This window comes from Streptomyces sp. NBC_00569 (genome assembly GCF_036345255.1).
GTDB lineage: Bacteria > Actinomycetota > Actinomycetes > Streptomycetales > Streptomycetaceae > Streptomyces.
On the sequence record NZ_CP107783.1, the window covers coordinates 4,698,632 to 4,725,550 of the forward strand.

The window sequence follows — 26,919 nt, forward strand, 5'->3', positions numbered from 1 at the left end:
GAGGTTGTTGACGATTCAACTATACCCTCGAACGGTGACGGCCCCGCCTCTATTCCTCGGGGGTCCTCAGCTCACCGGCGCCGCCCACCGCGGATCCCGCCCCGTCGCCGCGAGCAGCCGCTCGAACGCCGACGCCCCCGCGGGCTCCGGCACCGCCTCCCCGAACACCCCCATCGACCGCGCCGTCGGCGCCAGCTCCGCGACGGTCCCGGCCAGCCGCTCCACGACGGCGAGCGCCTCCCCCTCGGGCACGTACTCCTGCCCCGTCGCCCGCGCCAGGTCCCAGATGTGCACGGTCAGATCGAGCAGCACCATGGAGCCGACCGTGGCCGCCGGCATGTTCATCGCGCCGGTCGTCCCCTCCTCGGCACCCGGCGCCGACCAGGCCGCGACCAGCTTCCGGGCCTCCTCACCGAACCGCTCGCGCCAGTCGGGCCCCTCGGCCACCCGGTCCGCGGACTCCGTGAAGTCGGAGTCCTGCTTCGCGGCCAGCCGCTGGAACTGCTCCATCACCTGGAAGAGGTGATTGACAAGGGCCTTCACATCGAATTCCGCGCACGGCGTCGCCGCTTCGAGACAGCCGTCGGGCAGGGCGCCGACGACCGGGACGGCCCGCCGCACGGCCACGTCCAGAAGATCACCGATGCCGCGCGGGATCCCCGGACTCCCGTTGTTCCCGTGAATGTCATTCATGGCGCCAAGCTACGAGCCCGAACCCGGCCCGTCTTGAAGAAAGGCGACATACGATCCGGCCATGGCCGCACCCAGCCGTGACACCCGCGGCATCGTCGACCCGAACGAGCTCCTGACCCGCGTACGGTTCCGCCGCCACGAGCCCGCCGAGCCGCTGCGCCACTACGTCGAGAACTACTGGTTCATCGACTGGGACCTCTCCGAGCCCTACGCCTCGCACATCGTCCCGCACCCCTCGGTCAACCTGACCTTCGAGCGCTACGACGACGAGGGCGGCACCGAAGGCCCCGGCGGACCGCCCGTCGGCGTGGTCACCGGCGTCACGCTCGGCCTGTTCACCAAGAAGCTGACCGGCCGCGGCCGGGTGTGCGGGGTGAAGTTCCGCAGCGGAGGCTTCCGGCCGTACGCCCCTGACGTGCCGGTCCTCCACTGGACCGGTCAGGAGCTGCCCATGGGCGACGTGTTCACCGGCGCCCCGCCCGACACCGCGCGAGCGGTCACCGGCCCCGACGACGAGAACGCGCGCGTGGCCGCACTCGACGCCTTCCTGCTCGCCCGCGCCGCCGCCCACGACCCGCAGGCCGACCTCGCCATGGACCTCGTCGACCGCATCCGCACCGACGCCACCGTGCACCGCGTCGGCCAGTTCGCGGCCGCACAGGGCCTCTCCGTACGGGCCCTGCAACGCCTCTTCTCCGCCTACGTCGGCGTCGGACCGAAGTGGATCATCCTGCGCCACCGCATCCACCAGGCCCTGGAACGCGCCGACTCGGACGCCGCCGTCGACTGGTCCGCCCTCGCCGCCGACCTCGGATACGCCGACCAGGCCCACCTCGTCAGAGATTTCACCGCGACCGTGGGCGTCCCGCCGACGGCCTACGCACCGAGGAACCGATGAACCGATGACGCACAGCACAGGACACAGGACGGCCGGGGACCTGACGGCGCACATAGGCCTCGTGCCCTGGGCGGACGCCGACTTCGACCTCCTGCTCAAGAACAACGCGCCCGAGATGACGGCCCACCTCGGCGGCCCCGAGACCCTCGACCAGCTCATGGACCGCCACCGCCGCTACCTCGCCCTGTCCACGCTCGACGGGCACGGCCGGATGTTCCGCATCACCGCGGGACCCGACGCCCCCGCGGCCGGCTCCATCGGCTACTGGGCGACACCGTGGCAGGGGGAACGGATCTGGGAGACCGGCTGGGGCGTCCTCCCCGGCTACCAGGGCCGCGGCATCGCCGCCGCGGCCGCCCGCCTCGTCGCCGCACACGCGGCCGCCGACCGGGCACGCCTGCGCCATCTGCACGCGTTCCCGGCCGTCGACCACTCCGCGTCGAACGGCGTCTGCCGCAGCGCGGGCTTCACCCTGCGCGGACCCTGCGACTTCGAGTACCCGAAGGGCCGCGCGATCCGCTGCCACGACTGGCACCTCGACCTGCGGACCCTCAGTCGAGCTTCTTCGTGAAGTGGAACGCCGTGATGTCCATGCGCTCCCGCAGATAGAAGCGGTGCGCGTCCGTCCGGCGCGTCCCCGAGTCCAACTGGAGCGTGCGGCAGCCCAGTTCACGCGCCCGCTCCTCCAGATACGCGAGCAGCGCCCGGCCCACGCCGCCGGACCTGGCCGCCTCAGACGTCACCAGGTCGTCGACGTACAGCTTGCGCAGCGCACTCGTGTTGGCGACCACGCGCCACCCCGCGACGCCGGCGCACGACCCGTCGTCGGTGTACGCGGCCGTGAACCGCAGCCCCTGCGGGTACCCCTCCGCGTACACCTCGGAGAACAGCTCGTCGGTCAGGTGCGGGCGCAGCTCCTGGAGCACGGGCAGGACCTCGGTGCCGAGGCGTGGATCGCCGGGCTCCATGTCAGTGATCTTCATGCCCGAACGATAGGAGCCCGGCCCGGGGCCGCACACCCCCGTCTCGGAAGCAGCCCCGGCTCACAGGAGTCAGAAGTAGTAGACGTCGCCGGTGTCCAGGGCCAGCACCTTGGGGGTGTTGTTCTGCGGATTGCGGTCCGTGGTGCCTCCGCTCCACATCGTGTCGATCCGCACCGTCACCTCCGAAGGCGCCCCGGCCAGCCGCGCCGACACCCGGATCCGCCTGCCCCTGCTGTCGGCCGGCAGCGCGCCGGTCCGGCACAGGACCGTCCGCGTGTCCGCCCGCACACACATCGGCGGCAGCCCCCGCGTGTCCGTGACGGGCACCGACCAGCGCAGCCGCAGCGTGGCGTCCGCCACCGACGACGGACCGTGGTTCTGGGGGATCAGCCGGGTATCCACTCGGCCCCCCGACATGGCGACCTGCCCGTGATACGCCAGATCGACCTCCCGAACGGGCCGCGGCAGGGGCCCTTCGGCAGCGGCGGGACCGGCCGCCAGCACCGCGGCGGCACTCAGCCCGACAGACCCGAGCCCACGCCCGACCGCACGCCCCACACCACAGCTCACACCACGCCTCACCAGCATGTTCTCTCCGCCCTCTCGTCCTCCGCCACAGATCACCGACCACGAATCACGGGTCACGGCCAGGCGGGTCTCCTGATGTATCCCACGCATCCCGCCCCGCAGGCGCCGTCCAACAGGTGACGGTGTGACGGCCGCCCAGGACCGGCATGGCAGCCTGGAGCGCATGCTCGTCGCCCGCTCCGCCCTCCTCTTCGTCCTCGCCGCCCTCTTCGAGATCGGCGGCGCCTGGCTCGTCTGGCAGGGCGTGCGCGAACACAGGGGATGGGCGTGGATCGGCGCGGGCGTCATCGCCCTCGGCATCTACGGCTTCGTGGCCACGCTCCAGCCCGACGGCGAGTTCGGCCGCGTCCTCGCCGCCTACGGGGGCGTCTTCGTCGCGGGCTCGATCGCCTGGGGCATGGTCGCGGACGGCTACCGGCCCGACCGCTGGGACGTCACCGGAGCCCTCATCTGCCTGGCCGGCATGGCCGTGATCATGTACGCGCCCCGAGGCGGCCGGTGACACGATCGCGCGCCGCCTGCCTATCCTGGCGGGAGTCGATCGCACGTCCGAGGAGCAAGCCATGACCGCCGCCGCGCCCGCAGCCGCCTCCCGCATCGCCGTCATCACCGGCGCGAGCAGCGGAATCGGCGCAGCCACCGCACGACAGCTGGCGGCGGCCGGTTACCGGGTCGTGCTCACCGCGCGCCGCAAGGACCGGATCGAGGCGCTGGCCGCCGAGATCAACGACGCGGGCCACCAGGCGGCGGCCTACGCGCTCGACATCACGGACCGCGCCGCGGTCGACGAGTTCGCCACGGCCTTCAAGACCATCGGCGTCCTCGTGAACAACGCGGGCGGCGCGCTCGGCGCGGACCCCGTGGCGACGGGCGACCCCGCCGAGTGGCGCCAGATGTACGAGACGAACGTCATCGGCACGCTCAACGTCACCCAGGCCCTGCTCCCCGCGCTCACCGCGAGCGGCGACGGCACGGTCGTCGTCCTCTCCTCCACGGCCGGACACGGCACGTACGAGGGCGGCGCCGGCTACGTGGCGGCCAAGCACGCCGAGCACGTCCTCGCCGAGACCCTGCGCCTGGAGATCGTCGGCACCCCGGTCCGCGTCATCGAGGTCGCGCCCGGCATGGTCAAGACCGAGGAGTTCGCCCTGACCCGCTTCGGCGGCGACACCGAGAAGGCCGAGAAGGTCTACGCGGGCGTCGCCGAACCGCTCTCGGCGGACGACGTGGCCGACACCATCACGTGGGCGGTCACCCGCCCCAGCCACGTGAACATCGACCTGCTCGTCGTCCGCCCCCGCGCCCAGGCCTCCAACACCAAGGTCCACAGGGAGCTGTGATGCCCCCGGTACCCCCCGACCCGCTCGAGGTCCTGGAGCGCGAAGCGGACGAGCGCCGCCGCGAAGAGGAAAAGCGCGGCGAGCGCCACATGTGGTGGTACCTGGCCTACTTCCTCTTCGGCATCCACCTGGTGGCCCTCGTCATGATCTACGCGGTCACGCACGCGAAGTAGCGAAGCGGCCGAGCGGCGAAGCAGGCGCGCGCCGAGGGCGGTTCAGCCCTTCACGCAGATGACCTGCTTCAGCTTCGCGACGACCTCGACCAGGTCGCGCTGCTGGTCGATGACCTTCTCGATCGGCTTGTAGGCACCGGGGATCTCGTCGACGACGCCGGAGTCCTTACGGCACTCCACGCCCCGCGTCTGCTCCTCCAGGTCCTTCGTCGAGAACTGCTTCTTCGCGGCGTTCCGGCTCATCCTGCGGCCGGCGCCGTGCGACGCCGAGTTGAACGACGCCACGTTCCCGAGGCCCTTCACGATGTACGAGCCCGTGCCCATCGAGCCCGGAATGATCCCGTACTCACCGGAACCCGCACGGATCGCGCCCTTCCGGGTGACGAGCAGGTCCATGCCGTCGTAGCGCTCCTCCGAGACGTAGTTGTGGTGGCAGGAGATCACCGGCTCGAACGTCGGCTTCGCCTTCTTGAACTCGCGGCGAATCACGTCCAGGGAGAGCGCCATCATGACCGCGCGGTTGTACTTCGCGTATTCCTGCGCCCAGAACAGGTCGTTGCGGTACGCCGCCATCTGCGGGGTCTGCGCGATGAACACCGCGAGGTCCCGGTCGACCAGGCCCTGATTGTGCGACAGCTTCTGCGCGACGCCGATGTGGTGGTCGGCCAGTTCCTTGCCGATGTTCCGCGAACCCGAATGGAGCATGACCCAGACCGAATTGTCGGTATCGAGGCAAAACTCCCAGAAATGGTTCCCGCTGCCGAGCGTCCCCATCTGCTTCGCGGCCCGTTCCTCACGGAACTTCACCGCGTCCGCGACCCCTTCGAACCGCCCCCAGAAGTCGTCCCAGGCCCCCGTGCCGAAGCCGTGCAGTCGCCCCGGATCCACCGGGTCGTCATGCATACCGCGGCCGACCGGGATCGCCTGCTCGATCTTCGAGCGCAGCCGGGACAGGTCGCCGGGCAGGTCATTCGCCGTCAGGGACGTCTTCACCGCCGACATGCCGCAGCCGATGTCCACGCCCACCGCCGCCGGGCAGACCGCGCCGTGCATCGCGATGACCGAGCCGACCGTCGCACCCTTGCCGAAATGCACATCGGGCATCACGGCCAGACCCTTGATCCACGGCAACGTCGAGACATTGCGCAGCTGCTGCATCGCCACGTCCTCGACCGACGCCGGATCCGTCCACATCCGGATCGGCACCTTCGCCCCCGGAACCTCTACATACGACATAGTGTCCTCGTTTCCCCCGTACGCTCCCGTACGTTCGCGTACTTGATCAAAAGTCAGGAATCGCAAATACCGGCGCCAAGGTCGACGAATGGGAAATCGGACCGGCGTTCACAGCAGTGCGTGCGATACACATTGTGTCCATCGGCCGTCCTGCGACGGCAACCGAATAAGCACGTCCGACGACGTGTCACCTTGTCGAGAGGGGCCATCACCGTGCAGCGGAAGGCGTACGTACCCGGCGTCGCCGCGCTCCTCGCAGCGCTGCTCACCGGCTGTACCGGAGGTTCCGGGGCCACCGGTGACGCGACCGACTCCAAGCCCGGCGACGTCGGCACCACCGCCGCGGCCGCCCGGCCCGGCAAGTACCGCACCCTGCCCGAGCCGTGCCGACAGCCCGACAAGGGCACCCTCGACAAGATGCTGCCCGGCATCAAAGGGCTCCCCGAGGGCGAGCAGCGCGACAAGGCCTACGAGGGCGCGGCCACGGTCACGTACGACACGGACCGGCGCGTGGGCTGCCGCTGGAAGGACGACGGGGCGGACGCGACGCATCGCCTGCTGGTCGACTTCGAGCGGGTCGTGTCCTACGACACCACGGTGAGCGACGACACGGAGGCCGGCCAGGTCTTCACGTCGAAGCGGGCCAAGGCTCATCTGCCGGAGCCGGTCCCGACGGGCACCACGTCACCGACCCCTTCCCACTCCCCTTCGGCCGGCACCGGCGAGGACGCCGGGGACGACACGGAGAAGGAAGGGAGCAAGTCGGACAAGACGGACGACGCGACGGACGACGCCTCGTCGAGCCCGACGGACGACTCCGCTCCGAACGCCGGACTGCAGCCCCGCGCTCTCGAGGGGCTGGCCGACGAGGCGTTCCTCGACGACCAGCTGACGGCGTCCGCGTCGGCGGGCGGCCACCGCACGGTGACTGTGGTGTTCCGCACGTCCAACGTCATCGTGACCGTCGAGTACGAGCAGCAGCCGGGACCCGCCGCGAAGGTGCCGGACAGCAAGGAAATGCAGGACAGGGCGCAGGAACTGGCCCGGAAGCTGGCCGGGACGCTGGGCGGGTAACCGGTGGTAGCACGGGTGCGCGGGTCCGCGGAAGCCGAGCCGTGCCACCCGGCTTGGGCGTACGGTGGCCCATCGGACCCGGGCCGCACCTCTCGGGTACGTACCAGGCAAACCCGGAGAATAAGGAACCATGCACCGACCGACCAAGCGACTCACCCGCATATTTGTCTGCGCAGCCGCCGTGCCGGTGATCCTCGTGGCATCCGGCTGCTCCTCCGGCTCGGACTCCGGTGACGGGGCCGACAAGGGCTCTTCGAAGCCGTCGGCCTCCGCGAGTGACGCGGCCGCCAAGGTGAAGGCGGCCGCGTACGACTCGCTGCCGCAGCCGTGCGCCGCGATCTCCAAGAAGACGCTCGACGATCTCGTCCCGGAGGCGAAGTCGGGCAAGGCGGGCTCCTCCGACGACGAGTCGGTGCGGGGCACCTGCTCCTGGTCGAGCCTCGACAACAAGGGCGTGAAGGGGTCGCAGTTCCGCTGGCTGAACGCGTCGCTGATGCGTTTCGACTCGGACGCCGCGCGCGGCAGCGGCAACAAGCTGGCCCACGAGTACTTCACCAAGCAGGTGACCGACGCACAGTCCGTGGACGGCGCGAAGTCCCCGAAGTCGGAGCCGGTCAGCGGCACGGGCGACGAGGCGACGGCGGTGACGTACGAGCTGAAGAAGAAGGAAGGCACCTTCAAGCAGCAGACGGTCGTCACGCGCGTCGAGAACGTCGTCGTCACGATCGACTACAACGGCGCGGGTCTCGCGGGCGAGAAGACGCCGGGCGCCGACGAGCTGGTGAAGGACGCCGAGAAGGCGGCGAAGGACGCCGTCGCGGCGGTCGTCGCGGCGAACGGGGCGGGTGGCTCGGACACCGCCGGTTCCGCATCGGCGAAGCCGTCGGACAAGGCCTCCTCGAAGCCGTCGGGCAAGACGTCCGACAAGTCTTCCGCGAAGCCGTCCGAGAAGGCGTCCTCCAAGTCGTAACCACGGGGCAGCCGGTCACCAAGTGGCCCTCCGCGGCCCCCGGTCGGTACCGAGCGGGCCTCAACTCACTTGCCGGTCACGCCTTTTGCGGAGCCCGGTCCCTTATGGGGCCGGGCTCCCGCCGTACCGGGCCACGGACCCCCGCGCCGATGTGCGAGGCTGTTGCGCGCAACAAGGCGTACAGGGAGGGGAGCACGTGTGGCCGCGCCACAGCTGACACGGACGCACCGCATACTCATCGGCGTGGTCGTCGCCGGTGCGGTGGTCATCGCCGGCATCGGTTTCGCGGGTTCGTACGCGGCCGTTCGCTCACTCGCGCTCCAGAAGGGGTTCGGGAACTTCAGCTATGTGTTCCCGATCGGCATCGACGCGGGTATCTGCGTCCTGCTCGCCCTGGACCTGCTGCTGACCTGGATCCGCATACCGTTCCCCCTGCTGCGCCAGACGGCGTGGCTGCTGACCGCGGCGACGATCGCGTTCAACGGCGCGGCCGCCTGGCCGGACCCCCTCGGCGTCGGCATGCACGCCGTCATCCCGATCCTGTTCGTCGTCTCGGTCGAGGCGGCGCGCCACGCGGTCGGCCGGATCGCGGACATCACGGCCGACAAGCACATGGAGGGCGTGCGCCTCACGCGCTGGCTGCTCTCCCCGCTGCCCACGTTCCTGCTGTGGCGCCGCATGAAGCTGTGGGAGCTGCGCAGCTACGAGGCCGTCATCAAGCTCGAGCAGGACCGTCTCGTCTACCAGGCCCGCCTGCACTCCCGCTTCGGCCGCGCCTGGCGCCGCAAGGCCCCCGTCGAGTCCCTGATGCCGCTGCGCCTCGCGCGCTACGGCGTCCCGCTCGCCGAGACGGCTCCGGCAGGGCTCGCGGCCGCCGGGATCGAACCCGCGCTGCTGCCCCCGGCCCCGGCACCGGCCGCCCCCGTACCCGTTCCCGAGCTGGAGCGTCCCGCTCCGGTGGCCACTGGACCGCAGCCGATCCCCGCCGAGCCCAGTACTCCGGCCGAGGCTGCCGCTGCCGCTGCCGCCGGTGAGGAGTCGAGCCCGTGGTTCGCGACCCCGCCGCAGGCGATGTCGTACGACGGCGGCTACGACCCGTCGTACGTGCCCGAGCAGGAGTACGAGCCCTGGTACCAGGAGCAGCAGGAGGACCAGGCTCCCGGCCAGGTCCAGGAACAGTTCCCGGCCGAGGCCTTCATCCCCGCGCAGATGCAGGCACCGGCGCAGATGCAGGCGCAGGAGCCGGAGTTCCCCGTTCCGTCCGGGCCCAACCGCACCCGCCAACTCGGTGAGGGCATCGAGAACGGCGAGGAGCCGCCGACGGAGGAAGACCTGTACCAGGTGTTCCGCAAGTCGATAGACGGCGAGGGCGGGCCCACCCCGGGCACGTTCCACGCGAACGTCGAGGCCACGTTCGGAACCAGCCTCGAACCCCGTGAACTGCACCGCTACATGGACCTGTTCATGCAGCGGCTGAACAGCGAGTTCATCGAGGACCACATCGCCTGACCCGCCGCAGACACGAAAGGGCCGCACCGGAACATCCGGTGCGGCCCTTTTCGTCTGTGGCGGATCAGGCTCCGAGCAGCTTGCGCACCCGGTCCGCGCCCACGGCGAGCAGCAGCGTGGGCAGCCGCGGCCCGGTGTCACGGCCGACGAGCAGGTCGTACAGCAGCGCGAAGAACGACCGCTGGGCCGTCTTGATCTCCGGCGGCAGCTCCTTCGGCGTCGCGTCCGGCGAGAAGCCCGCCCGGACCTTCGGCACGCCGTAGACGAGGTGCGTCAGGCCGTCGAGGGACCAGTGCGAGTCCAGACCGTCGAGGAGGAGCCGCAGCGACTCGCGGGCCTCGTCGTCGAGCGCGGCCAGCGCCTGCGTGTCCGGCTCGGCGCGCACCAGGGTGCGCGACTCGGCGGGCACGTACTTGCTGATCCACGCCTCGGCCCGGTCGAGCCTCGGCCGCACCTCGTCGAGCGCGGTGACCGGGTTCTCCGGATCGAGCTCGCTGAGGATGCGCAGGGTCTGGTCCTCGGCACCGGCGGTGACGTCGGCGACGGAGGCCAGGGTGCGGTACGGCAACGGCCGCGGGGTGCGCGGAAGTTCACCGGCCGCGGTGCCCACGGCGCGCGTGTACGCGGCGGCGTCCGCCGGCAGGACCGAGCCGTCGGCGACCTTGGAGGCGAGCTTGTCCCACTCGTCGTAGAGCCGCTGGATCTCCTGGTCGAAGGCGATCTTGAAGGACTGGTTGGGCCGTCGGCGGGCGTACAGCCAGCGCAGCAGCTGCGGCTCCATGATCTGGAGCGCGTCGGCCGGGGTCGGGACCCCGCCCTTGCTGGAGGACATCTTCGCCATGCCGCTGATGCCGACGAACGCGTACATCGGGCCGATCGGCTGCTTGCCGCCGAAGATCCCGACGATCTGCCCGCCGACCTGGAACGACGAGCCCGGGGACGAGTGGTCGACACCGGACGGCTCGAAGATCACGCCCTCGAACGCCCAGCGCATCGGCCAGTCGACCTTCCAGACCAGCTTGCCGCGGTTGAACTCCGTCAGCCGGACCGTCTCGCTGTGGCCGTCGAGCGTGCAGGTGTAGGACAGCTCCGTCGTCTCGTCGTCGTACGACGTGACCGTGGTGAGGTCCTTGCCGCACGCGCCGCAGAACGGCTTGTACGGGTAGTAGCCGCCCACGCCGCCGCTGCCGTCGTCCTCGTTCGCGGCGCCGGAGCCCTCGGCGGCCTCCAGCTCGGCCTCGTCGACCGGCTTCTGCTGCTTCTGCTGCTGCTTCGGCGGGGCCTTCTTCGTGCGGTACTGGTCGAGGATCGCGTCGATGTCGCCGCGGTGCTTCATCGCGTGCAGGATCTGCTCGCGATAGACGCCCGACGTGTACTGCTCGGTCTGGCTGATGCCGTCGAACTCGACGCCCAGCTCGCCGAGCGCCCCGGTCATCGCGGCCTTGAAGTGCTCCGCCCAGTTCGGGTACGCCGATCCGGCGGGCGCCGGGACCGAGGTGAGCGGCTTGCCGATGTGCTCGGCCCAGGACTCGTCGACGCCGGGGACACCGGCCGGGACCTTGCGGTACCGGTCGTAGTCGTCCCAGGAGATCAGGTGCCGGACCTCGTACCCGCGGCGGCGGACCTCGTCGGCGACCAGGTGCGGGGTCATGACCTCGCGCAGGTTCCCCAGGTGGATGGGACCGGAGGGGGAGAGGCCGGAGGCCACGACGACCGGTTTGCCCGGGGCGCGGCGCTCGGACTCGGCGATGACATCGTCCGCGTAACGGGAGACCCAGTCCTGGGTCTCCGCGCCTGTGCTCTGGGCCACGATTCGGTCGTCCTTCTCTGCGCGTCGGGTGGAACGGGTGAGCTCTGCTGCGGCCATTCTCCCAGTTACCGGGCGCTTGGGGGAAACGCGTTCCGCGGTGGCGGGGACTGCGCCACATCGGAGAGGCCCGTCGTACAACCCCACGGGCCCCACGCGTGTCCTCACTTCGTGATCACAGACAGATTCCGCGCCGGGCTGCGCGTGGGGGCCGCCGGGCTCGCCATGGCCCTGCCCTCGGCCTGCCTCGTCTTGGCGGCGCCCTCCGCCGCGGCCGCCGTGACCTGCGGCGACACCACGTTCAAGCGGACGTTCTACACCAATACGTCGTTCTCGGGTACGCCGAAGAAGACGGACTGCGACACCACCGTCGATCAGAACTGGACGGGCGCTCCGCTCTCCGGGATGGCCACGAACAACTTCTCCGTGCGCTGGTCGCTCACCCGGGACTTCGGTTCGGGCGGCTGCTTCACCTACCGCCTCTCCGGCACGGACGGCCTGCGCCTGTACGTGGACGGCGTCCGCAAGGTGAACAAGTGGACGAACACCGGTGACTCCGGCAACAGCGTTCCGGGCACCTTCTGCATCGGCTCGGGCAGCCACACCGTCCGCGTCGACCACGCGAACTGGACGGGTCTGTCCCAGGTGAAGTTCACCTGGCCCGCCTCCTCCGACAGCAAGGCGCCGCTGGCCCCGACCGGCATCACCACCTCGTACGACGCGGCGACCGGCAAGGCGACCGCGAGCTGGAAGAAGAACCGCGAGCTGGACATCGACCACTACCGGGTCCTGGTGGAGACCTCCACGTCCGGGGTGGCGCGTTGGGACACCACCGGCACCAGCACCTCGTACGCGCTGCCGAAGGACGGCCGGACGTACCGGTTCTGCATCCAGGCCGTCGACAAGTGGACGAACTACGGCGCCACCGCGTGCGGCCCGTACGTCACCACGCCGGACAAGACGGCCCCGGCCGTCCCGGCCGTGCGTACCTCGGACGTCACGGTGTCGAACGACGTGGGCACGCCGCGCGTCAACGTCTGGCTGGGCCAGGTGCAGCCGTCCGACGGCCCCGTGTTCACGCTGTGGCGGGCCACGGCCGAGGCGGGCCCGTACACCAAGGTCTCGACGCTCGACCTGCGCGAGACCCCGGATGAGCAGTACCTGTACGACGAGACACCCGCCGAGAAGCAGACGTACTACTACACGGCGTCGGCCACCGATGGCGCCGGCAACACCTCTGCTCGCACCACACCCGTCGCGGTGACCACGCCGGACACCTCGGCGCCGGGTGCGGTGACGGGCCTCGCGGCCAAGGCGGACGCCGACAAGGTCGCGCTGACCTGGGCCGCGCCGACCGACGACGCGGTGCGCTGGCAGGTGTACGGGGCCGACGGCACCGCGACACCCGCCCTGCTCGGCACCGCCACGGCCGCCGCGTACTCCGACACCACGGCGAAGCCGGGCGTCACCCGCACGTACACCGTGTACGCGATCGACGGGGCCGGACACCGCTCGTCCGGGGTGAAGATCTCCGCGCGACGCCAGGTGGCGCCGGCCCTGCCCGTGTACCTGAGCCCGGACGCGGACGGCCGTCCCGTGCTGCGGTTCAGGGTGGCGGCGGACAACGACCACAGCGGCGGCTTCCGGGTCTACTCCGGCACTTCCGCGTCCACGGTCCGCACGACCCTGCGTGCCTGCGACCCGAAGGAGACCTTCAGCACGTCGACGTACATCGAGTACAGCTGCGTGCTCACCGACTTCGGCGGCTCGACGGACCGGTACGTCACCGTCCTCGCGGTGGCCGGCAACGGAGTCACCTCGAGCGACTTCAAGGCGGTCCGGTACGACGACACCACGGCGCCGCCCGCCACGGCGGGCCTCACCGCGACCCCCGAACCGTGGGGAACGGCCCTGCGCTGGGACGCCTCCACCGCCGCCGACGTGCACGCGTACTGGCTGCGGGCAGGCCGGCCGGAGACGGTCGGCGGAGTGCGGACCTGCGCGGGCGGCACCACGGAGGTCCTCGACGGGGACGCCACGTCCTTCCAGGACACGGCGGGCCTGCCGGACGGCGAGGACCGCTGCTGGGAGGTGCGCACGGTGGACGGCTCGAACAACTACTCCGAGCCGGTCACCGTCTACGCCACCGAGCAGGACACCCGCCCCACGGAGGCGACCCCTCCGGGCTCCCCCCTCACGGGTCTGGAGGCCGTGGAGAACGCCGGTGACGTGGCCCTGAACTGGGACACCCTCGATGGCGCCACCAGCTACCGGGTCTACCGCTGGGACCGCGCCACGGGCACGTACGAGCGGATCGCCGACGGCGCGCTGGAGAACCCGAACACGGCGCAGTTCCGTCACTACCGCGACGAGAACGCCCCCACCGGGACTGCTGCCTACTACCGGGTGACGGCGGTGTACGCGGACGGCACCGAGTCGGCTCCGGCGCTCGCGGCCGTGACGCTGGCGCCCGCGTCCTGACGGGACCGCCACCGGGGGCGGGCGGGCGGGAATCCATGCGACCGCCCGCCCGCCCCCATGGGAGACTGGAGACGTTTTCTGCATCTCTTCTGTACTCCTACGAGCGGAACGGCAACCACTCCATGGCCTCGGTCACGTCCCTCACGTCCTCCGTCCACCAGCGTCTCGCCGACGCCCTCAGCGCCGCCCTCCCCGAGGCCGGTGCGGGCGCGGACCCGCTGCTGCGACGTAGCGACCGGGCCGACTACCAGGCCAACGGGATTCTGGCGCTCGCCAAAAAGGCGAAGGCGAACCCGCGTGAGCTGGCCACGCAGGTCGTCGAGCGGATCACGACCGGCGATCTGCTCGCCGACGTCGAGGTCTCGGGCCCCGGCTTCCTGAACATCACGGTCACCGACAAGGCGATCACCGAGACGCTGGCGGCCCGCGCCGCCGACGGCGACCGCCTCGGCGTCCCGCTGAAGGACAACGCGGGCGTCACGGTCATCGACTACGCCCAGCCGAACGTGGCGAAGGAGATGCACGTCGGCCACCTGCGGTCCGCCGTGATCGGCGCCGCGATGGTCGAGATCCTGGAGTTCACCGGCGAGAAGGTCGTCCGGCGTCACCACATCGGCGACTGGGGCACCCAGTTCGGCATGCTCATCCAGTACCTCCTGGAGCACCCGCACGAGCTGGACCACGAGGGCGGCAAGGAGGACGGCGAGGCGGCGATGTCGTCGCTGAACCGGCTCTACAAGGCCTCACGCGCGCTCTTCGACTCCGACGAGGAGTTCAAGGCCCGCTCACGGGACCGCGTGGTGGCCCTCCAGGCCGGGGACGCGGAGACCATCGCCCTGTGGCAGCGGTTCGTCGACGAGTCGAAGATCTACTTCTACTCGGTCTTCAACAAGCTCGACATGCAGATCGACGACCCGGACGTGGTCGGCGAGTCCGGCTACAACGACATGCTCGAGGAGACCTGCCGGATCCTGGAGGAGTCCGGCGTCGCCGTCCGCTCCGAGGGTGCGCTGTGCGTCTTCTTCGACGACGTGCTGGGCCCCGACGGCAACAAGGTCCCCCTGATCGTCAAGAAGTCGAACGGCGGCTACGGCTACGCCGCGACCGACCTCTCCGCGATCCGGGACCGCGTCCAGAACCTCAAGGCGTCGACGCTCCTCTACGTCGTGGACGCCCGGCAGTCGCTCCACTTCAAGATGGTCTTCGAGACGGCCCGCCGCGCCGGCTGGCTCAACGAGGACGTGAAGGCGCACCAGCTGGCCTTCGGCACGGTCCTCGGCAAGGACGGCAAGCCGTTCAAGACCCGTGAGGGCGAGACGGTGAGGCTGGTCGACCTCCTCGACGAGGCGATCGACCGCGCCACGTCCGTCGTGCGCGAGAAGGCCGAGAAGGTGGGCCTGACCGAGGAGGAGATCGTCGAGAACGGCGTGCACGTCGGCATCGGCGCGGTGAAGTACGCCGACCTGTCGACCTCCGCCGTGCGGGACTACAAGTTCGACCTGGACCAGATGGTGTCGCTGAACGGCGACACGAGCGTGTACCTCCAGTACGCGTACGCCCGTATCCGCTCGATCTTCGGCAAGGCGGGCGACCGCAGGCCTCTCGCGCACCCGGAGCTGGAGCTGGCCCCGGCGGAGCGGGCACTCGGCCTGCACCTGGACCAGTTCGGCGAGACGCTGGCCGAGGTCGCGTCGTCGTACGAGCCGCACAAGCTGGCCGCGTACCTGTACCAGCTGGCGTCGCTGTACACGACGTTCTACGACCAGTGCCCGGTCGTGAAGCCGGCGCCCGCGCCGGAGGTCGCCGAGAACCGGCTGTTCCTGTGCGACCTGACGGCCCGTACGCTGCACCAGGGCATGGCGCTCCTGGGCATCAGGACGCCCGAGCGCCTCTGACCCGGCCTCGGTCTTCCGGTACCCGGCAGCCCGATACGCCGACTGTGCCCCGCCGGGAGTTCCCGGCGGGGCACAGTCGTCCGGGCCCGGCGGCTAGGCGGCGCGCTCGCCCCAGCCGCCCGCCCCGATCGGGTAGTCGTAGCCGGGACGGCCGACATCCGCGCTCGTACGGAACGCCCGCCCCTGGTCGTCGACCTTCAGAACGCCGTGGCGGGTGCCGCTCGACCACTTCAGCTCCAGGACCCAACTGACGTCGTGGGCCTTGGTGTTCGCCTTGATGTAGAAGACCTCGGGGTCGCTCTCGCTGACCTTGTACGGGAAGTCCCGCTGCCCGTTCCTGGGCGCGGAGACCGGGCGGGGCGCGTCGAGGTCCACGCCGAACGACTTCGTCCCGACCCCGCCGCCGCAGCCCACGCCCATCGAGTAGTCGTTCCACGCGAGCGGCGCACCGGACTTCATGACACGGACGTCCAGGTCCTCCAGGACCACGGTGTCGCTGCCGGTCCCCTGGACGGTGAGCTTGATGAACTGCTCCCCCGAGGCGACCGCGCCGATCGCACCGACCCAGTTCGGGGCGTCCTGTTCGAGGGGCGGCGGGGGCACCTCGGCCGGCGGCCTGTCGATCAGGAAGTGCTGGCTGCAGGGGCTCTCGTAGACGTACGGGGTGGTGGCGACGGTCAGCGGAGTGCCGGTGCCTTCGCCTGCCGCCGGGGCGGACGGGGTGCCCGGCTCGGCACCGGCCGGGGCGCCGCTGCGGGACGGGCCCGCGGAGGGCTTGTGCTTGCGGCCCGGTGACGGGGACGCCGTACCGGACGGGTCCGCGGAACGGGCTCCCGGGGTGACGGACGAGGTGGCCCCGGCGCGATCCTTCCCGCCGCCGTCACCGCCTCTGCCCCCGGCGAGGTGCAGGGCGAACGCGCCGGCTCCCCCGGCCACGACGACGGCCACGGCGGCGGCGAGCACGACCGCGCGCCGCGAGCGGCGCTTCCCGGGGGCGGACGGGGGCGCCGCGTCGGGCACGGGCTCTGCATCGGCCGCGGGCGCCGCGTCGGGCACGGGCTCCGATGCCACCGCCGGGGGCTCCTCCACCGCCGCCACCGGCTTCGTCCTGCGCGCCGCGTCCGCGAGGACCCACAGCCGGTGCAGCTCGACGAGCTCATCGGGACCGGCCTTGCACAGCCGCGCCAGCCGCTCGACCGGCGCGTAGTCGACCGGCACCGCGTCCCCGTTGCAGTACCGGTGCAGCGTCGACGTACTCATGTGCAGCCGCTTCGCGAGTACGCCGTAACTCAGACCCGAGCGTTCCTTCAGCCCGCGCAGCAGCGTCGCGAACTCGGCCGTCCCGTCAGCCTCGGTCACCGTTCCCCAACCCCCTCATCCCATTCCGGCGTTCCAGGGCATGGTCGTTTCCCCAGGTCAGAGCCGGTACGAACGTTCCAGCGTCCCAAGTGGTCCTGCGGTGCTGGCGATCGGGACAGATCACCGCACAAGCTCTGGTCATCCAAGCACGCCGCTTCCGAAGGGGATCACCAGTGTCCATCGCCGCACCCGCCCGCTCCCGTGTCCGCCTCCTCACGGCCGCCGCCACCGTCGCCCTGGCCGCGCTCTCCCTGACCGCCTGCGACAACGGGGACGGGGTCCGCGACGAGGGCGCGTCGCAGCAGCCGTCGAAGTCGGCGCCGGCCGACGGCGACAACGGCAAGAACACGAGCGCCGGATCCACGACGGGCGACAGGACCGGCTCCGGTACGGGTGCCGGCAGCGGAAACGGCACCGCAAACGGCGCCACCGCCACCAAGCCGAAGCCCCGGCCCGCCTCCACCGGCAGGACCGACCCCACCGCCCGCGTCACGTGCAACGGCTCCACGGTCAAGGTCACCGCCCAGTCCGTCTCGCGCCCCGTCAACCACATGCTCCTGACGGTGACCAACACCGGCTCGAAGCGCTGCGACCTGTACGGCTACCCGGCCGTCCGCTTCGGCGAGGCCCAGTCGGTCCCGCCGGTGATCGAGGACTCGCAGCCGCAGGCGGTGGTCTCCCTGCCGCCGGGCCAGTCCGCCTACGCGGGCGTCGCACTCTCCGGCGGCGACGACGGCGGCGGCTCCAACGGGCGTACGGAGAAGACGCTCGAGGTGTTCTTCCAGGGCCGCAACACGAACGACGGCGGCCCCGGCGCCAAGGCCGCGCTGCCCGCGAAGGGCGCCTACATCGACGACTCGCTCAAGGTCACGTACTGGCAGCAGTCGATGAGCGACGCGCTGGCCTGGTGACCCGGTGACCTGCCGGACGTGAAAAAGCTGCCCCGCCGGTCATGTACCGGCGGGGCAGCGGTAGTTCAGGGATCGGGCGCGGTCACAGGCCGCGTGCGACCTCCGTCGCCCAGTACGTGAGGATCATGTTCGCACCGGCCCGCTTGATGCCGAGGAGCGTCTCCAGGATGGCCCGGTCACGCTCGATCCAGCCGCGCTGCGCGGCGGCCTCGATCATCGCGTACTCGCCGCTGATCTGGTACGCGGCGACCGGCACGTCCACCGACTCGGCGACCTTGGCGAGGACGTCGAGGTAGGGACCGGCCGGCTTGACCATCACCATGTCGGCGCCCTCCTCGAGGTCGAGCGCCAGCTCCCGCAGGGACTCCCGGACATTGGCCGGGTCCTGCTGGTACGTCTTGCGGTCGCCGGTCAGCGAGGAGCCGACGGCCTCACGGAACGGCCCGTAGAACGCCGACGAGTACTTCGCGGTGTAGGCGAGGATCGAGACGTCCTCCTTGCCGATGGTGTCGAGCGCGTCGCGGATCACCCCGACCTGCCCGTCCATCATGCCGCTGGGACCCACGACATGGGCGCCCGCGTCGGCCTGGACCTGCGCCATCTCGGCGTACCGCTCCAGCGTCGCGTCGTTGTCGACGCGCCCCTCGGCGTCCAGGACACCGCAGTGCCCGTGGTCCGTGAACTCGTCGAGGCACAGGTCGGACATGACGATGAGGTCGTCGCCGACCTCGGCGCGCACATCGCGCAGCGCCACCTGGAGGATGCCGTCGGGGTCCGTACCGGCCGTCCCGAGGGCGTCCTTCTTCGCGTCGTCCGGCACGCCGAAGAGCATGATCCCGGCGACCCCGGCCTCCAGCGCCTCGACGGCCGCCTTCTTCAGGGTGTCCCGGGTGTGCTGCACGACACCGGGCATGGACCCGATCTCGACCGGCTCGCCGATGCCCTCCCGCACGAACGCGGGAAGGATCAGGTCGGCCGGGTGCAGCCGCGTCTCGGCGACCATGCGCCGCATGGCGGGGGTGGTGCGCAGCCGTCGCGGCCGCGCACCCGGGAAGGATCCGTACTCCGTCACAACACCACTCCGTGTCTCACTGTCCCGTTGCCCCCGTTGTCCCCCGCTGTCCCTCGCGCCGGCAGCCGCCCTACGGCGCCGCCCGACGCCTCCGCGCACCGGGCCGCCGCTCGCTCGGCCGGGACACGGGGTCCCCCGCCTCGAGCGCGGCGGTACGCCGCCTGGCACCGAAGTCGGCCAGCGCCTGCGCCAGCCGGTGCACGGACGGCTCCGGAGACATGACGTCCACGCGCAGCCCGTGCTCCTCGGCGGTCTTGGCCGTCGCGGGGCCGATGCACGCGATCACGGTCACGTTGTGCGGCTTCCCGGCGATACCGACCAGGTTCCGCACGGTCGACGACGACGTGAACAGCACGGCGTCGAACCCACCGCCCTTGATCGCCTCGCGCGTCTCCGCCGGCGGCGGCGACGCCCGCACCGTCCGGTAGGCGGTCACGTCGTCGACCTCCCACCCGAGTTCGATGAGCCCGGCGACGAGCGTCTCGGTGGCGATGTCGGCGCGCGGCAGGAAGACACGGTCGATCGGGTCGAAGACCGGGTCGTACGGCGGCCAGTCCTCGAGGAGACCGGCGGCGGACTGCTCACCGCTCGGCACGAGGTCGGGCTTCACACCGAACGCGATGAGCGCGTTCGCGGTCTGCTCGCCCACCGCGGCGACCTTGATCCCGGCGAAGGCACGGGCGTCGAGCCCGTACTCCTCGAACTTCTCGCGCACGGCCTTGACCGCGTTCACCGAGGTGAAGGCGATCCACTCGTAGCGTCCGGTGACGAGGCCCTTGACCGCGCGCTCCATCTGCTGGGGCGTGCGCGGCGGCTCGACGGCGATCGTCGGCACCTCGTGCGGCACGGCGCCGTACGACGTGAGCTGGTCGGAGAGCGACGCCGCCTGCTCCTTGGTCCGCGGTACGAGCACCTTCCAGCCGAACAGCGGCTTGGACTCGAACCACGAGAGCTGGTCGCGCTGGGCGGCCGCGGAGCGCTCGCCGACCACGGCTATGACGGGGCGACCGCCCTCCGGGGAGGGCAGCACCTTCGCCTGCTTGAAGGTCTGGGCGATCGTGCCGAGCGTCGCGGACCAGGTCCGCTGGCGCGTCGTCGTACCGGCGACCGTGACGGTCAGCGGGGTGTCCGGCTTGCGGCCCGCCGAGACCAGCTCACCCGCGGCCGCAGCCACGGCGTCGAGCGTCGTCGAGACGACGACCGTGCCGTCGGACGCGCCGACCTCGGTCCAGCAGCGCTCGGAGGCGGTACGGGCGTCGACGAACCGCACGTCCGCGCCCTGCGCGTCCCGCAGCGGAACACCGGCGTACGCGGGCACACCGACAGCCGCCGCGATGCCGGGAACGACCTCGAAGGAGACCCCGCCGGCCGCGCAGGCCAGCATCTCCCCGGCCGCGTCGGTGTCGAGTCCGGGGTCGCCGCTGACGGCACGTACGACCCGCTTGCCGCCCCGCGCGGCCTCCATGACAAGATTGGCGCAGTCCCTCAACGCGGGGACCACGACGGCGGTTGACGCTTCGTCAGCAGCCGTCTGCCCCGGTGTGCCCGGGCTCTCCGCGCCGAGGACGGTCACGCCCGCCTTCGCGTGTGTGCGGACGACGTCGAGCACTTCGGGCTCGGCGATCAGCACATCCGCTCGGGCGAGCGCCTCCACGGCGCGCAGTGTCAGTAGTCCTGGATCTCCGGGACCGGCACCGAGGAAGGTGACGTGCCCGGTTGCCCAGGTGGCCGAAGGGTCAGAGGTGGTGGGGCTCAAAGTGCTCGCTCCCCCATCAGACCGGCCGCGCCCTTGGCGAGCATCTCGGTAGCGAGTTCGCGACCGAGCGCCAGCGCCTGGTCTTCCGTCTCGGGCACGGGACCGGTGGTGGACAGCTGCACCAGCGCGGAGCCGTCGGTCGTACCGACGACGCCGCGCAGGCGCATTTCGTTGGCAATCTGCCCGTCGGCCAGCAGGTCGGCCAGTGCACCCACAGGTGCACTGCAGCCGGCCTCCAGGGCGGCGAGCAGGGATCGCTCGGCGGTCACGGCGACTCGGGTGAACGAGTCGTCGAGCTCTCCGAGCATGGCGGCGAGGTCCGCGTCGGACGCGGAGCACTCGACCGCCAGAGCCCCCTGGCCGGGGGCGGGCAGAACAGTGTCGACCGCGAGGAAGTCCGTCACTTCCTCGATGCGGCCGATCCGGTTCAGTCCGGCGGCGGCGAGCACGACGGCGTCGAGCTCCCCGTTGTGCACGTAACCGACGCGGGTGTCGATGTTCCCGCGTATCGGCACGGTCTCTATGTGCATGCCGTGGCTGCGCGCGTACGCGTTCAGCTGCGACATGCGGCGCGGCGAACCGGTACCGACACGCGCTCCCTTCGGGAGCTGCGCGAAGGTCAGTCCGTCGCGGGCGACGAGTACGTCGCGCGGGTCCTCGCGCAGCGGCACAGCCGCCAGCGTGAGGTCCGGGTGGGGCGTGGTCGGCAGATCCTTGAGGGAGTGCACGGCGAAGTCGACGTCTCCGCGCAGCAGCGCCTCGCGCAGCGCCACGACGAAAACGCCGGTACCGCCGATCTGCGCCAGCTGCTCGCGGGAGGTGTCACCGTACGTGGTGATCTCGACCAACTCGACGGGCCGTCCCGTCACCTGCCGTACGGTCTCGGCCACGCGCCCCGACTGGGCCATGGCGAGCTTGCTGCGCCTGGTCCCGAGCCTGAGTGCCCTGTCCGTCATGATGCCCGGCCTCGATTCTTGGCTACCGGCTCGTTCAGCTCGTTCAGATCGGCCCGTGAGACGGCGGCGACCGCCTCCGGGTCGAGGTCGAAAAGGGTCCGCAGCGCGTCCGCGTACCCGGCACCACCGGGCTCGGCGGCCAGCTGCTTGACCCGTACGGTCGGCGCGTGCAGGAGCTTGTCCACGACGCGCCGCACGGTCTGGGTGATCTCCGCGCGCTGCTTCTCGTCGAGCTCCGGCAGGCGCCCGTCGAGCCGCGCGATCTCGCCGGTGACCACATCGGCGGCCATCGTGCGCAGGGCGACGACGGTCGGCGTGATGGTCGCGGCGCGCTGGGCGGCGCCGAACGCGGCGACCTCGTCGGAGACGATGCCCCGCACCTGGTCCACGTCGGTGGCCATCGGCGCGTCGGCCGAGGCCTCCGCGAGCGACTCGATGTCGACGAAGCGCACGCCGTCGATGCGGTGCGCGGCGCCGTCGATGTCGCGCGGCATCGCGAGGTCGAGGAGCGAGAGCCCGCCCGTACGCCCCTGGGTGGCGCGCAGGATCTGGGCCTCGGTCAGGACGAGGCCGGTCGCTCCGGTGCAGGAGACGACGACATCGGCACGTGTCAGTTCGCCGCCGACGGCGTCCATGGGAACCGCTCGCGCGGCCACCCCGGTACCGCCGGGCTCGCCCAGGCTGTGCCCGTGCTGCTCTGCGAGCAGGTGCGCGAGACGCTCGGCGCGCTCCAGCGTGCGGTTGGCGACGACGACCTCGGCGACCCCGGCGCGCGCGAGCGTCGCCGCGGCCAGCGACGACATCGAGCCCGCGCCGATCACCAGGGCGCGCTTGTCCTTGGCCCATACGTCGACGGGGCGCCCGGCGGCCAGCTGCTCCAGGCCGAACGTGACCAGGGACTGGCCCGCACGGTCGATCCCGGTCTCCGAGTGGGCCCGCTTGCCGACCCGCAGGGCCTGCTGGAACAGGTCGTTGAGGAGGCGGCCCGCGGTGTGCAGCTCCTGGGAGCGCGCGAGGCCGTCCTTGATCTGGCCGAGGATCTGGCCCTCGCCCACGACCATCGAGTCGAGCCCGCACGCCACCGAGAAGAGGTGGTGGACGGCCCGGTCCTCGTAGTGCACATAAAGATAAGGAGTGAGCTCCTCGAGACCGACGCCGCTGTGCTGGGCGAGCAGCGTCGAGAGCTCGGCGACGCCCGCGTGGAACTTGTCCACGTCGGCGTACAGCTCGATGCGGTTGCACGTCGAGAGCACCGAGGCCTCGACGGCGGGCTCGGCGGCGAGCGTGTCCTGGAGCAGCTTCGCCTGGGCGTCCGTTGAGAGCGCGGCGCGCTCGAGGACGCTCACGGGGGCGCTGCGGTGGCTCAGGCCTACGACGAGGAGACTCATGCCTGCATCACGGCGGGGACGTCCCCGTCGGGTCCCTTGCGGGCCGGCTTCGCCGCGGCGGCCGGGGCATCGGTGCCGGCTTCCTCCGCCGTGTCGTCCTGGCCCTCGCCGGCCTTGCGCTGCTCATGGAAGGCGAGGATCTGGAGCTCGATGGAGAGGTCGACCTTGCGCACGTCGACGCCGTCCGGAACGGACAGGACGGTCGGCGCGAAGTTGAGGATCGAGGTGACACCGGCGGCGACGAGCCGGTCGCAGACCTGCTGGGCCGCGCCCGCGGGCGTCGCGATGACGCCGATGGACACACCGTTGTCGTCGATGATCTTCTCGAGGTCGTCGGCGTGCTGCACGGCCATGCCCGCGACGGACTTGCCGGTCATCGCCGGGTCGGCGTCGATCAGGGCGGCGACGCGGAAGCCACGGGAGGCGAACCCGCCGTAATTGGCCAGAGCGGCGCCGAGATTACCGATACCGACCATCACGATCGGCCAGTCCTGGGTGAGGCCGAGTTCGCGGGAGATCTGGTAGACGAGGTACTCGACGTCGTAGCCCACACCGCGAGTGCCGTACGAGCCGAGGTACGAGAAGTCCTTGCGCAGCTTCGCGGAGTTGACCCCCGCGGCGGCCGCGAGCTCCTCGGACGAGACCGTGGGAACCGAGCGCTCCGACAGGCCGGTGAGGGCCCGGAGGTACAGCGGAAGGCGGGCGACGGTGGCCTCGGGAATTCCTCGGCTGCGGGTCGCCGGTCGGTGAGTTCGGCCAGTTGCCACGGTGCTCCTGCGGGTAGAGCGGGGCTGCGGGCGGTCGTACGTCCCAGGACCGCCCCGTCGAATGCAGGCTATGTCTTTGTGAACGCGTGCACAAAGATGGTGTCCGATTTGCCCGGGCAACGTGACCGGGGTCACGCGCCCCTGGCGCGCGCATATGGAACCGGCGCGCAAGCCGCTTCGTTGCCTGCTTGAAGGGGGCAAAACCGCACACTCTCCTCTACGATCCGCGCCCCCGAGACCAAACCGCCCTCGATCCTAAGCGACTTTCCGGACCACTTGGACTGCTCGGTCAGTGACGGTCGCTACTCCCCCGCGGACCAGCGGCGGATCAGCCCGTCAGCGCACGCCGAAGTCGATCTTCGTTCACCTTCCAGAAGTCATGCTGTGCTCCGTCCACGAGCACGACGGGGATCTGCTCCCAGTACAAGCGGTACAGCTCCTCGTCCTGAGTGATGTCCTTCTTCTCCCAGGGCGCACCGAGCTCGCCGCACACCTTCTCGATCACCTCCTGTGCGTCGTCGCACAAATGGCAGCCGGGCTTCCCCACCAGGGTGACCAGACGCTCCTCGGGGCTCTTCTTCTCGCTCCGGCGAAAAATGGGGCTCATACCGGCCATTCTCGCTCCGCAGACGCCTCCCGGCGCACCTCTCCCGCCAGTTGTTTAACGACTCGGTCGCGGAGAGTTCACAACGCCGAATCCTCACGACTCCGGAACCACCGAACGAACTGGCTATGCTCACGACATGGCCGCTCTCGGATGGCTCACACCCCGTAGGCGCTCCGCCACCGCGCGGAGCGTATTGGCTGGCGAGGCCTCGGCCGAGGCCGCCCGCAAGTCGTCGCAGGAGCTGGAACAGCTCGGCGAGGCGACACAGCCCGACGAAGGCACCCCGGAAACGGAGTTCCCTGTCGTCGGCGACGACAGGGCCGCCGCCTTCTTCGACCTCGACAACACCGTCATGCAGGGCGCCGCGATCTTCCACTTCGGGCGCGGCCTCTACAAGCGGAAGTTCTTCCAGCGCCGCGAGCTGGTCAAGTTCGGCTGGCAGCAGGCCTGGTTCAGAATCGCCGGGGTCGAGGATCCCGAGCACATGCAGGACGCCCGCGACAGCGCGCTGTCCATCGTCAAGGGCCACCGCGTCGCCGAGCTGATGTCCATCGGCGAGGAGATCTACGACGAATACATGGCCGAGCGCATCTGGCCCGGCACCCGCGCCCTCGCCCAGGCCCACCTGGACGCGGGCCAGAAGGTGTGGCTCGTCACCGCGGCCCCCGTGGAGACCGCGACGATCATCGCCCGCCGCCTCGGCCTGACCGGCGCCCTCGGCACGGTCGCCGAGTCCGTCGGCGGCGTCTACACGGGCAAGCTCGTCGGCGAACCCCTGCACGGCCCCGCGAAAGCCGAGGCCGTACGCGCCCTCGCCTCCGCCGAGGGCCTCGACCTCAACCGCTGCGCCGCGTACAGCGACTCGCACAACGACATCCCGATGCTGTCGCTCGTAGGACATCCGTACGCGATCAATCCGGACACCAAACTGCGCAAGCACGCACGCGAACGTGACTGGCGGCTGCGCGACTACCGCACGGGCCGAAAGGCCGCGAAGGTCGGCATCCCGGCCGCGGCGGGAGTCGGCGCACTGGCCGGTGGCACGGCCGCGGCGGTCGCCCTGCACCGGCGCCGCCGCTGACCCGCGGCGCTCCCGGGCGGGAGCGCCGATCGCGCCCTCTTACCCCTGCACGGCTCCCGCCAGTCCCGTTGGTTCAACTCGGCCACAAGACGTCCCGCGCTCAGACGGAACATGACCTAATCCGATCAATAAGCGGTCACTCTCCGGTACTTGAACCGACTCCGTTCAGTTACGGAAGCGACGTAATCGGTGATTTGAGCAACTGGGTGTAGCGCTCCCTGCACGAAGCGTTATTCTCCTCAGACGCAAACCGGTACCCACACGTCAACACGACGAGTGAACGGTCCCGCACTGCACGTGATGGAAGCTCTGCCTCTGGGAGTCCCGTGTACCCACACGTCGGGGTTGACGCCTCGGGCCTGGCTACGCTGCGCGCAACGGTCTCGGACCGCTTGCGCGGCTTCGTCCCCACCGCGTACGCCGTCCCCGCCCTCGCCGTCGCGGCACCCGCCGCGAACGGCCCTACCGGTCCTTGCTATGCCCTGGCTGACGGGAGCACCACGGTCGGAAGACGAGCCCGCTCCGGTTCCGCCGGCACGTCCACCGCACGCCGCCCCGCCGCGGACAGCGACAGCGCCCGCATGATGGATCTCGTCGAGCGCGCCCAGGCGGGCGAGGCCGACGCGTTCGGCCGTCTCTACGACCAGTACAGCGACACCGTCTACCGCTACATCTACTACCGCGTCGGCGGGAAGGCGACGGCCGAGGATCTCACCAGCGAGACCTTCCTGCGGGCCCTGCGCCGCATCGGCACGTTCACCTGGCAGGGTCGCGACTTCGGCGCCTGGCTGGTCACGATCGCGCGGAACCTGGTCGCCGACCACTTCAAGTCGAGCCGATTCCGCCTCGAAGTGACCACCGGCGAAATGCTCGACGCGAACGAGGTCGAGCGCAGCCCCGAGGACTCCGTCCTGGAGTCCCTGTCGAACGCCGCCCTGCTCGACGCGGTGCACCGGCTCAACCCTCAGCAGCAGGAGTGCGTGACCCTGCGCTTCCTGCAGGGCCTCTCGGTCGCCGAGACCGCCAAGGTCATGGGCAAGAACGAGGGCGCGATCAAGACGCTCCAGTACCGCGCCGTGCGCACCCTGGCGCGCCTGCTCCCGGACGACGCCCGTTAGCGCCCGGTGGGGCCCACCCCATCCGACGCGTCGCTCTGTAGCCGTCAACTCACCTTCTGTGAGGGGCAGATGGGATCGCGGTCCGATCATCCGCCGTCCGTAACCCAAGTGCCGCGTCGCTCGTTATGCGGGATGCAGGCTCCCTGTGGTCACTCCCCGACTGCTTCCACTCACTCGATCGTGTGGAAGCGCTCAGGGTGTGCAACCCTCAGGACCCCCTGGGGAGTCGACCGTCATGACGAGAGGAGGTGCCGCCA

The 26,919-nt window shown here is 70.7% G+C and carries 25 protein-coding genes; 13 read left to right on the plus strand and 12 right to left on the minus strand.

What is annotated here, in order from left to right:
• Positions 1–66: 66 nt before the first annotated feature.
• A complete protein-coding gene (locus tag OHO83_RS21090) occupies positions 67–693 on the minus strand; it encodes a TIGR03086 family metal-binding protein (RefSeq protein ID WP_266673100.1) in 627 nt (208 codons plus the stop codon).
• A gap of 61 nt (positions 694–754) precedes the next feature.
• On the opposite strand from OHO83_RS21090, the gene OHO83_RS21095 reads away from it, so the two are divergent.
• Positions 755–1,591: a helix-turn-helix domain-containing protein gene (locus OHO83_RS21095; RefSeq protein WP_266673098.1), complete on the plus strand. Its 837-nt coding sequence runs from the start codon at positions 755–757 to the stop codon at positions 1,589–1,591.
• A 4-nt stretch (positions 1,592–1,595) separates the two neighbouring features.
• Positions 1,596–2,162 (plus strand): GNAT family N-acetyltransferase, encoded by a 567-nt coding sequence (locus OHO83_RS21100; RefSeq protein ID WP_266673096.1) that lies wholly within the window; start codon positions 1,596–1,598, stop codon positions 2,160–2,162.
• Here OHO83_RS21100 and OHO83_RS21105 read toward each other — a convergent pair.
• A complete protein-coding gene (locus tag OHO83_RS21105) occupies positions 2,143–2,574 on the minus strand; it encodes a GNAT family N-acetyltransferase (protein WP_266673094.1) in 432 nt (143 codons plus the stop codon). The two genes, OHO83_RS21100 and OHO83_RS21105, sit on opposite strands and share 20 nt — an antisense overlap.
• A gap of 69 nt (positions 2,575–2,643) precedes the next feature.
• Complete coding sequence (locus OHO83_RS21110) at positions 2,644–2,976, minus strand: hypothetical protein (protein ID WP_266673092.1); 333 nt, start codon at positions 2,974–2,976, stop codon at positions 2,644–2,646.
• A gap of 349 nt (positions 2,977–3,325) precedes the next feature.
• On the opposite strand from OHO83_RS21110, the gene OHO83_RS21115 reads away from it, so the two are divergent.
• From OHO83_RS21115 to OHO83_RS21125, 3 genes are all read left to right on the plus strand, one after another.
• Positions 3,326–3,664: a YnfA family protein gene (locus tag OHO83_RS21115; protein ID WP_330280790.1), complete on the plus strand. Its 339-nt coding sequence runs from the start codon at positions 3,326–3,328 to the stop codon at positions 3,662–3,664.
• 61 nt (positions 3,665–3,725) lie between these two features.
• Complete coding sequence (locus OHO83_RS21120) at positions 3,726–4,502, plus strand: SDR family NAD(P)-dependent oxidoreductase (RefSeq protein ID WP_266673090.1); 777 nt, start codon at positions 3,726–3,728, stop codon at positions 4,500–4,502.
• Positions 4,502–4,675, plus strand: a complete 174-nt coding sequence (locus OHO83_RS21125; protein WP_266673088.1) for a hypothetical protein — start codon at positions 4,502–4,504, stop codon at positions 4,673–4,675. The genes OHO83_RS21120 and OHO83_RS21125 overlap by 1 nt, the downstream gene beginning before the upstream one ends.
• A 42-nt stretch (positions 4,676–4,717) precedes the next feature.
• Here the strand turns inward: OHO83_RS21125 and OHO83_RS21130 are convergent, their stop codons facing one another.
• Entirely contained in the window at positions 4,718–5,911 is a 1,194-nt protein-coding gene (locus OHO83_RS21130) for an RtcB family protein (protein ID WP_266673087.1), read from the minus strand.
• Positions 5,912–6,124: 213 nt separating this feature from the next.
• On the opposite strand from OHO83_RS21130, the gene OHO83_RS21135 reads away from it, so the two are divergent.
• The 3 genes from OHO83_RS21135 to OHO83_RS21145 all read left to right on the plus strand — a co-directional run bounded on the left by OHO83_RS21135 (position 6,125) and on the right by OHO83_RS21145 (position 9,464).
• Entirely contained in the window at positions 6,125–6,985 is an 861-nt protein-coding gene (locus tag OHO83_RS21135; protein WP_330279719.1) for a DUF3558 domain-containing protein, read from the plus strand.
• A 130-nt stretch (positions 6,986–7,115) separates the two neighbouring features.
• Positions 7,116–7,955 carry a DUF3558 domain-containing protein gene (locus tag OHO83_RS21140; protein WP_330279720.1) on the plus strand — a complete coding sequence of 280 codons (840 nt, stop codon included), beginning with the start codon at positions 7,116–7,118 and terminating at the stop codon, positions 7,953–7,955.
• A 198-nt stretch (positions 7,956–8,153) separates the two neighbouring features.
• The gene (locus OHO83_RS21145; RefSeq protein WP_330279721.1) at positions 8,154–9,464 is read left to right on the plus strand and encodes a DUF2637 domain-containing protein; all 1,311 of its coding nucleotides are present in this window, start codon (positions 8,154–8,156) and stop codon (positions 9,462–9,464) included.
• A gap of 64 nt (positions 9,465–9,528) precedes the next feature.
• Here OHO83_RS21145 and lysS read toward each other — a convergent pair whose 3' ends face one another.
• On the minus strand, positions 9,529–11,331 hold the full coding sequence (gene lysS, locus OHO83_RS21150; protein WP_329434308.1) for a lysine--tRNA ligase: 1,803 nt from the start codon (positions 11,329–11,331) through the stop codon (positions 9,529–9,531).
• Positions 11,332–11,442: 111 nt separating this feature from the next.
• On the opposite strand from lysS, the gene OHO83_RS21155 reads away from it, so the two are divergent.
• Positions 11,443–13,752 (plus strand): PA14 domain-containing protein, encoded by a 2,310-nt coding sequence (locus tag OHO83_RS21155; protein WP_330279722.1) that lies wholly within the window; start codon positions 11,443–11,445, stop codon positions 13,750–13,752.
• Between the two features lie 122 nt (positions 13,753–13,874).
• The gene (gene argS / locus OHO83_RS21160; protein ID WP_330279723.1) at positions 13,875–15,647 is read left to right on the plus strand and encodes an arginine--tRNA ligase; all 1,773 of its coding nucleotides are present in this window, start codon (positions 13,875–13,877) and stop codon (positions 15,645–15,647) included.
• A 93-nt stretch (positions 15,648–15,740) separates the two neighbouring features.
• Here the strand turns inward: argS and OHO83_RS21165 are convergent, their stop codons facing one another.
• Complete coding sequence (locus tag OHO83_RS21165) at positions 15,741–17,006, minus strand: helix-turn-helix domain-containing protein (RefSeq protein ID WP_330279724.1); 1,266 nt, start codon at positions 17,004–17,006, stop codon at positions 15,741–15,743.
• Positions 17,007–17,179: 173 nt separating this feature from the next.
• On the opposite strand from OHO83_RS21165, the gene OHO83_RS21170 reads away from it, so the two are divergent.
• A complete protein-coding gene (locus OHO83_RS21170) occupies positions 17,180–17,917 on the plus strand; it encodes a DUF4232 domain-containing protein (protein WP_405635624.1) in 738 nt (245 codons plus the stop codon).
• 82 nt (positions 17,918–17,999) lie between these two features.
• Here OHO83_RS21170 and hemB read toward each other — a convergent pair whose 3' ends face one another.
• From hemB to OHO83_RS21200, 6 genes are all read right to left on the minus strand, one after another.
• Positions 18,000–18,989 carry a porphobilinogen synthase gene (gene hemB / locus OHO83_RS21175; RefSeq protein WP_330279725.1) on the minus strand — a complete coding sequence of 330 codons (990 nt, stop codon included), beginning with the start codon at positions 18,987–18,989 and terminating at the stop codon, positions 18,000–18,002.
• 70 nt (positions 18,990–19,059) lie between these two features.
• Complete coding sequence (locus tag OHO83_RS21180; protein WP_266673073.1) at positions 19,060–20,745, minus strand: uroporphyrinogen-III synthase; 1,686 nt, start codon at positions 20,743–20,745, stop codon at positions 19,060–19,062.
• Positions 20,742–21,701, minus strand: a complete 960-nt coding sequence (gene hemC / locus OHO83_RS21185; RefSeq protein ID WP_330279726.1) for a hydroxymethylbilane synthase — start codon at positions 21,699–21,701, stop codon at positions 20,742–20,744. Before hemC ends, OHO83_RS21180 begins: the two co-directional genes overlap by 4 nt.
• Positions 21,698–23,089 (minus strand): glutamyl-tRNA reductase, encoded by a 1,392-nt coding sequence (locus OHO83_RS21190; protein WP_266673069.1) that lies wholly within the window; start codon positions 23,087–23,089, stop codon positions 21,698–21,700. Before OHO83_RS21190 ends, hemC begins: the two co-directional genes overlap by 4 nt.
• Positions 23,086–23,856 carry a redox-sensing transcriptional repressor Rex gene (locus OHO83_RS21195; protein ID WP_266673067.1) on the minus strand — a complete coding sequence of 257 codons (771 nt, stop codon included), beginning with the start codon at positions 23,854–23,856 and terminating at the stop codon, positions 23,086–23,088. The genes OHO83_RS21190 and OHO83_RS21195 overlap by 4 nt, the downstream gene beginning before the upstream one ends.
• A 328-nt stretch (positions 23,857–24,184) precedes the next feature.
• The gene (locus OHO83_RS21200; RefSeq protein ID WP_116511371.1) at positions 24,185–24,472 is read right to left on the minus strand and encodes a glutaredoxin family protein; all 288 of its coding nucleotides are present in this window, start codon (positions 24,470–24,472) and stop codon (positions 24,185–24,187) included.
• A gap of 127 nt (positions 24,473–24,599) precedes the next feature.
• On the opposite strand from OHO83_RS21200, the gene OHO83_RS21205 reads away from it, so the two are divergent.
• Complete coding sequence (locus tag OHO83_RS21205; RefSeq protein WP_266673065.1) at positions 24,600–25,544, plus strand: HAD family hydrolase; 945 nt, start codon at positions 24,600–24,602, stop codon at positions 25,542–25,544.
• A gap of 326 nt (positions 25,545–25,870) precedes the next feature.
• Positions 25,871–26,662 carry an ECF subfamily RNA polymerase sigma factor, BldN family gene (locus tag OHO83_RS21210; RefSeq protein ID WP_100599392.1) on the plus strand — a complete coding sequence of 264 codons (792 nt, stop codon included), beginning with the start codon at positions 25,871–25,873 and terminating at the stop codon, positions 26,660–26,662.
• Positions 26,663–26,919 lie beyond the last annotated feature (257 nt).

What these genes read in the sequence shown, in the direction of transcription:
- OHO83_RS21090 (WP_266673100.1), bottom strand. Translation starts at nt 693, where the DNA reads ATGAATGACATTCACGGGAACAACGGGAGTCCGGGGATCCCGCGCGGC.
- OHO83_RS21095 (WP_266673098.1), top strand. Translation starts at nt 755, where the DNA reads ATGGCCGCACCCAGCCGTGACACCCGCGGCATCGTCGACCCGAACGAG.
- OHO83_RS21100 (WP_266673096.1), top strand. Translation starts at nt 1,596, where the DNA reads ATGACGCACAGCACAGGACACAGGACGGCCGGGGACCTGACGGCGCAC.
- OHO83_RS21105 (WP_266673094.1), bottom strand. Translation starts at nt 2,574, where the DNA reads ATGAAGATCACTGACATGGAGCCCGGCGATCCACGCCTCGGCACCGAG.
- OHO83_RS21115 (WP_330280790.1), top strand. Translation starts at nt 3,326, where the DNA reads ATGCTCGTCGCCCGCTCCGCCCTCCTCTTCGTCCTCGCCGCCCTCTTC.
- OHO83_RS21120 (WP_266673090.1), top strand. Translation starts at nt 3,726, where the DNA reads ATGACCGCCGCCGCGCCCGCAGCCGCCTCCCGCATCGCCGTCATCACC.
- OHO83_RS21125 (WP_266673088.1), top strand. Translation starts at nt 4,502, where the DNA reads ATGCCCCCGGTACCCCCCGACCCGCTCGAGGTCCTGGAGCGCGAAGCG.
- OHO83_RS21130 (WP_266673087.1), bottom strand. Translation starts at nt 5,911, where the DNA reads ATGTCGTATGTAGAGGTTCCGGGGGCGAAGGTGCCGATCCGGATGTGG.
- OHO83_RS21140 (WP_330279720.1), top strand. Translation starts at nt 7,116, where the DNA reads ATGCACCGACCGACCAAGCGACTCACCCGCATATTTGTCTGCGCAGCC.
- lysS (WP_329434308.1), bottom strand. Translation starts at nt 11,331, where the DNA reads ATGGCCGCAGCAGAGCTCACCCGTTCCACCCGACGCGCAGAGAAGGAC.
- argS (WP_330279723.1), top strand. Translation starts at nt 13,875, where the DNA reads ATGGCCTCGGTCACGTCCCTCACGTCCTCCGTCCACCAGCGTCTCGCC.
- hemC (WP_330279726.1), bottom strand. Translation starts at nt 21,701, where the DNA reads ATGACGGACAGGGCACTCAGGCTCGGGACCAGGCGCAGCAAGCTCGCC.
- OHO83_RS21190 (WP_266673069.1), bottom strand. Translation starts at nt 23,089, where the DNA reads ATGAGTCTCCTCGTCGTAGGCCTGAGCCACCGCAGCGCCCCCGTGAGC.
- OHO83_RS21200 (WP_116511371.1), bottom strand. Translation starts at nt 24,472, where the DNA reads ATGGCCGGTATGAGCCCCATTTTTCGCCGGAGCGAGAAGAAGAGCCCC.
- OHO83_RS21205 (WP_266673065.1), top strand. Translation starts at nt 24,600, where the DNA reads ATGGCCGCTCTCGGATGGCTCACACCCCGTAGGCGCTCCGCCACCGCG.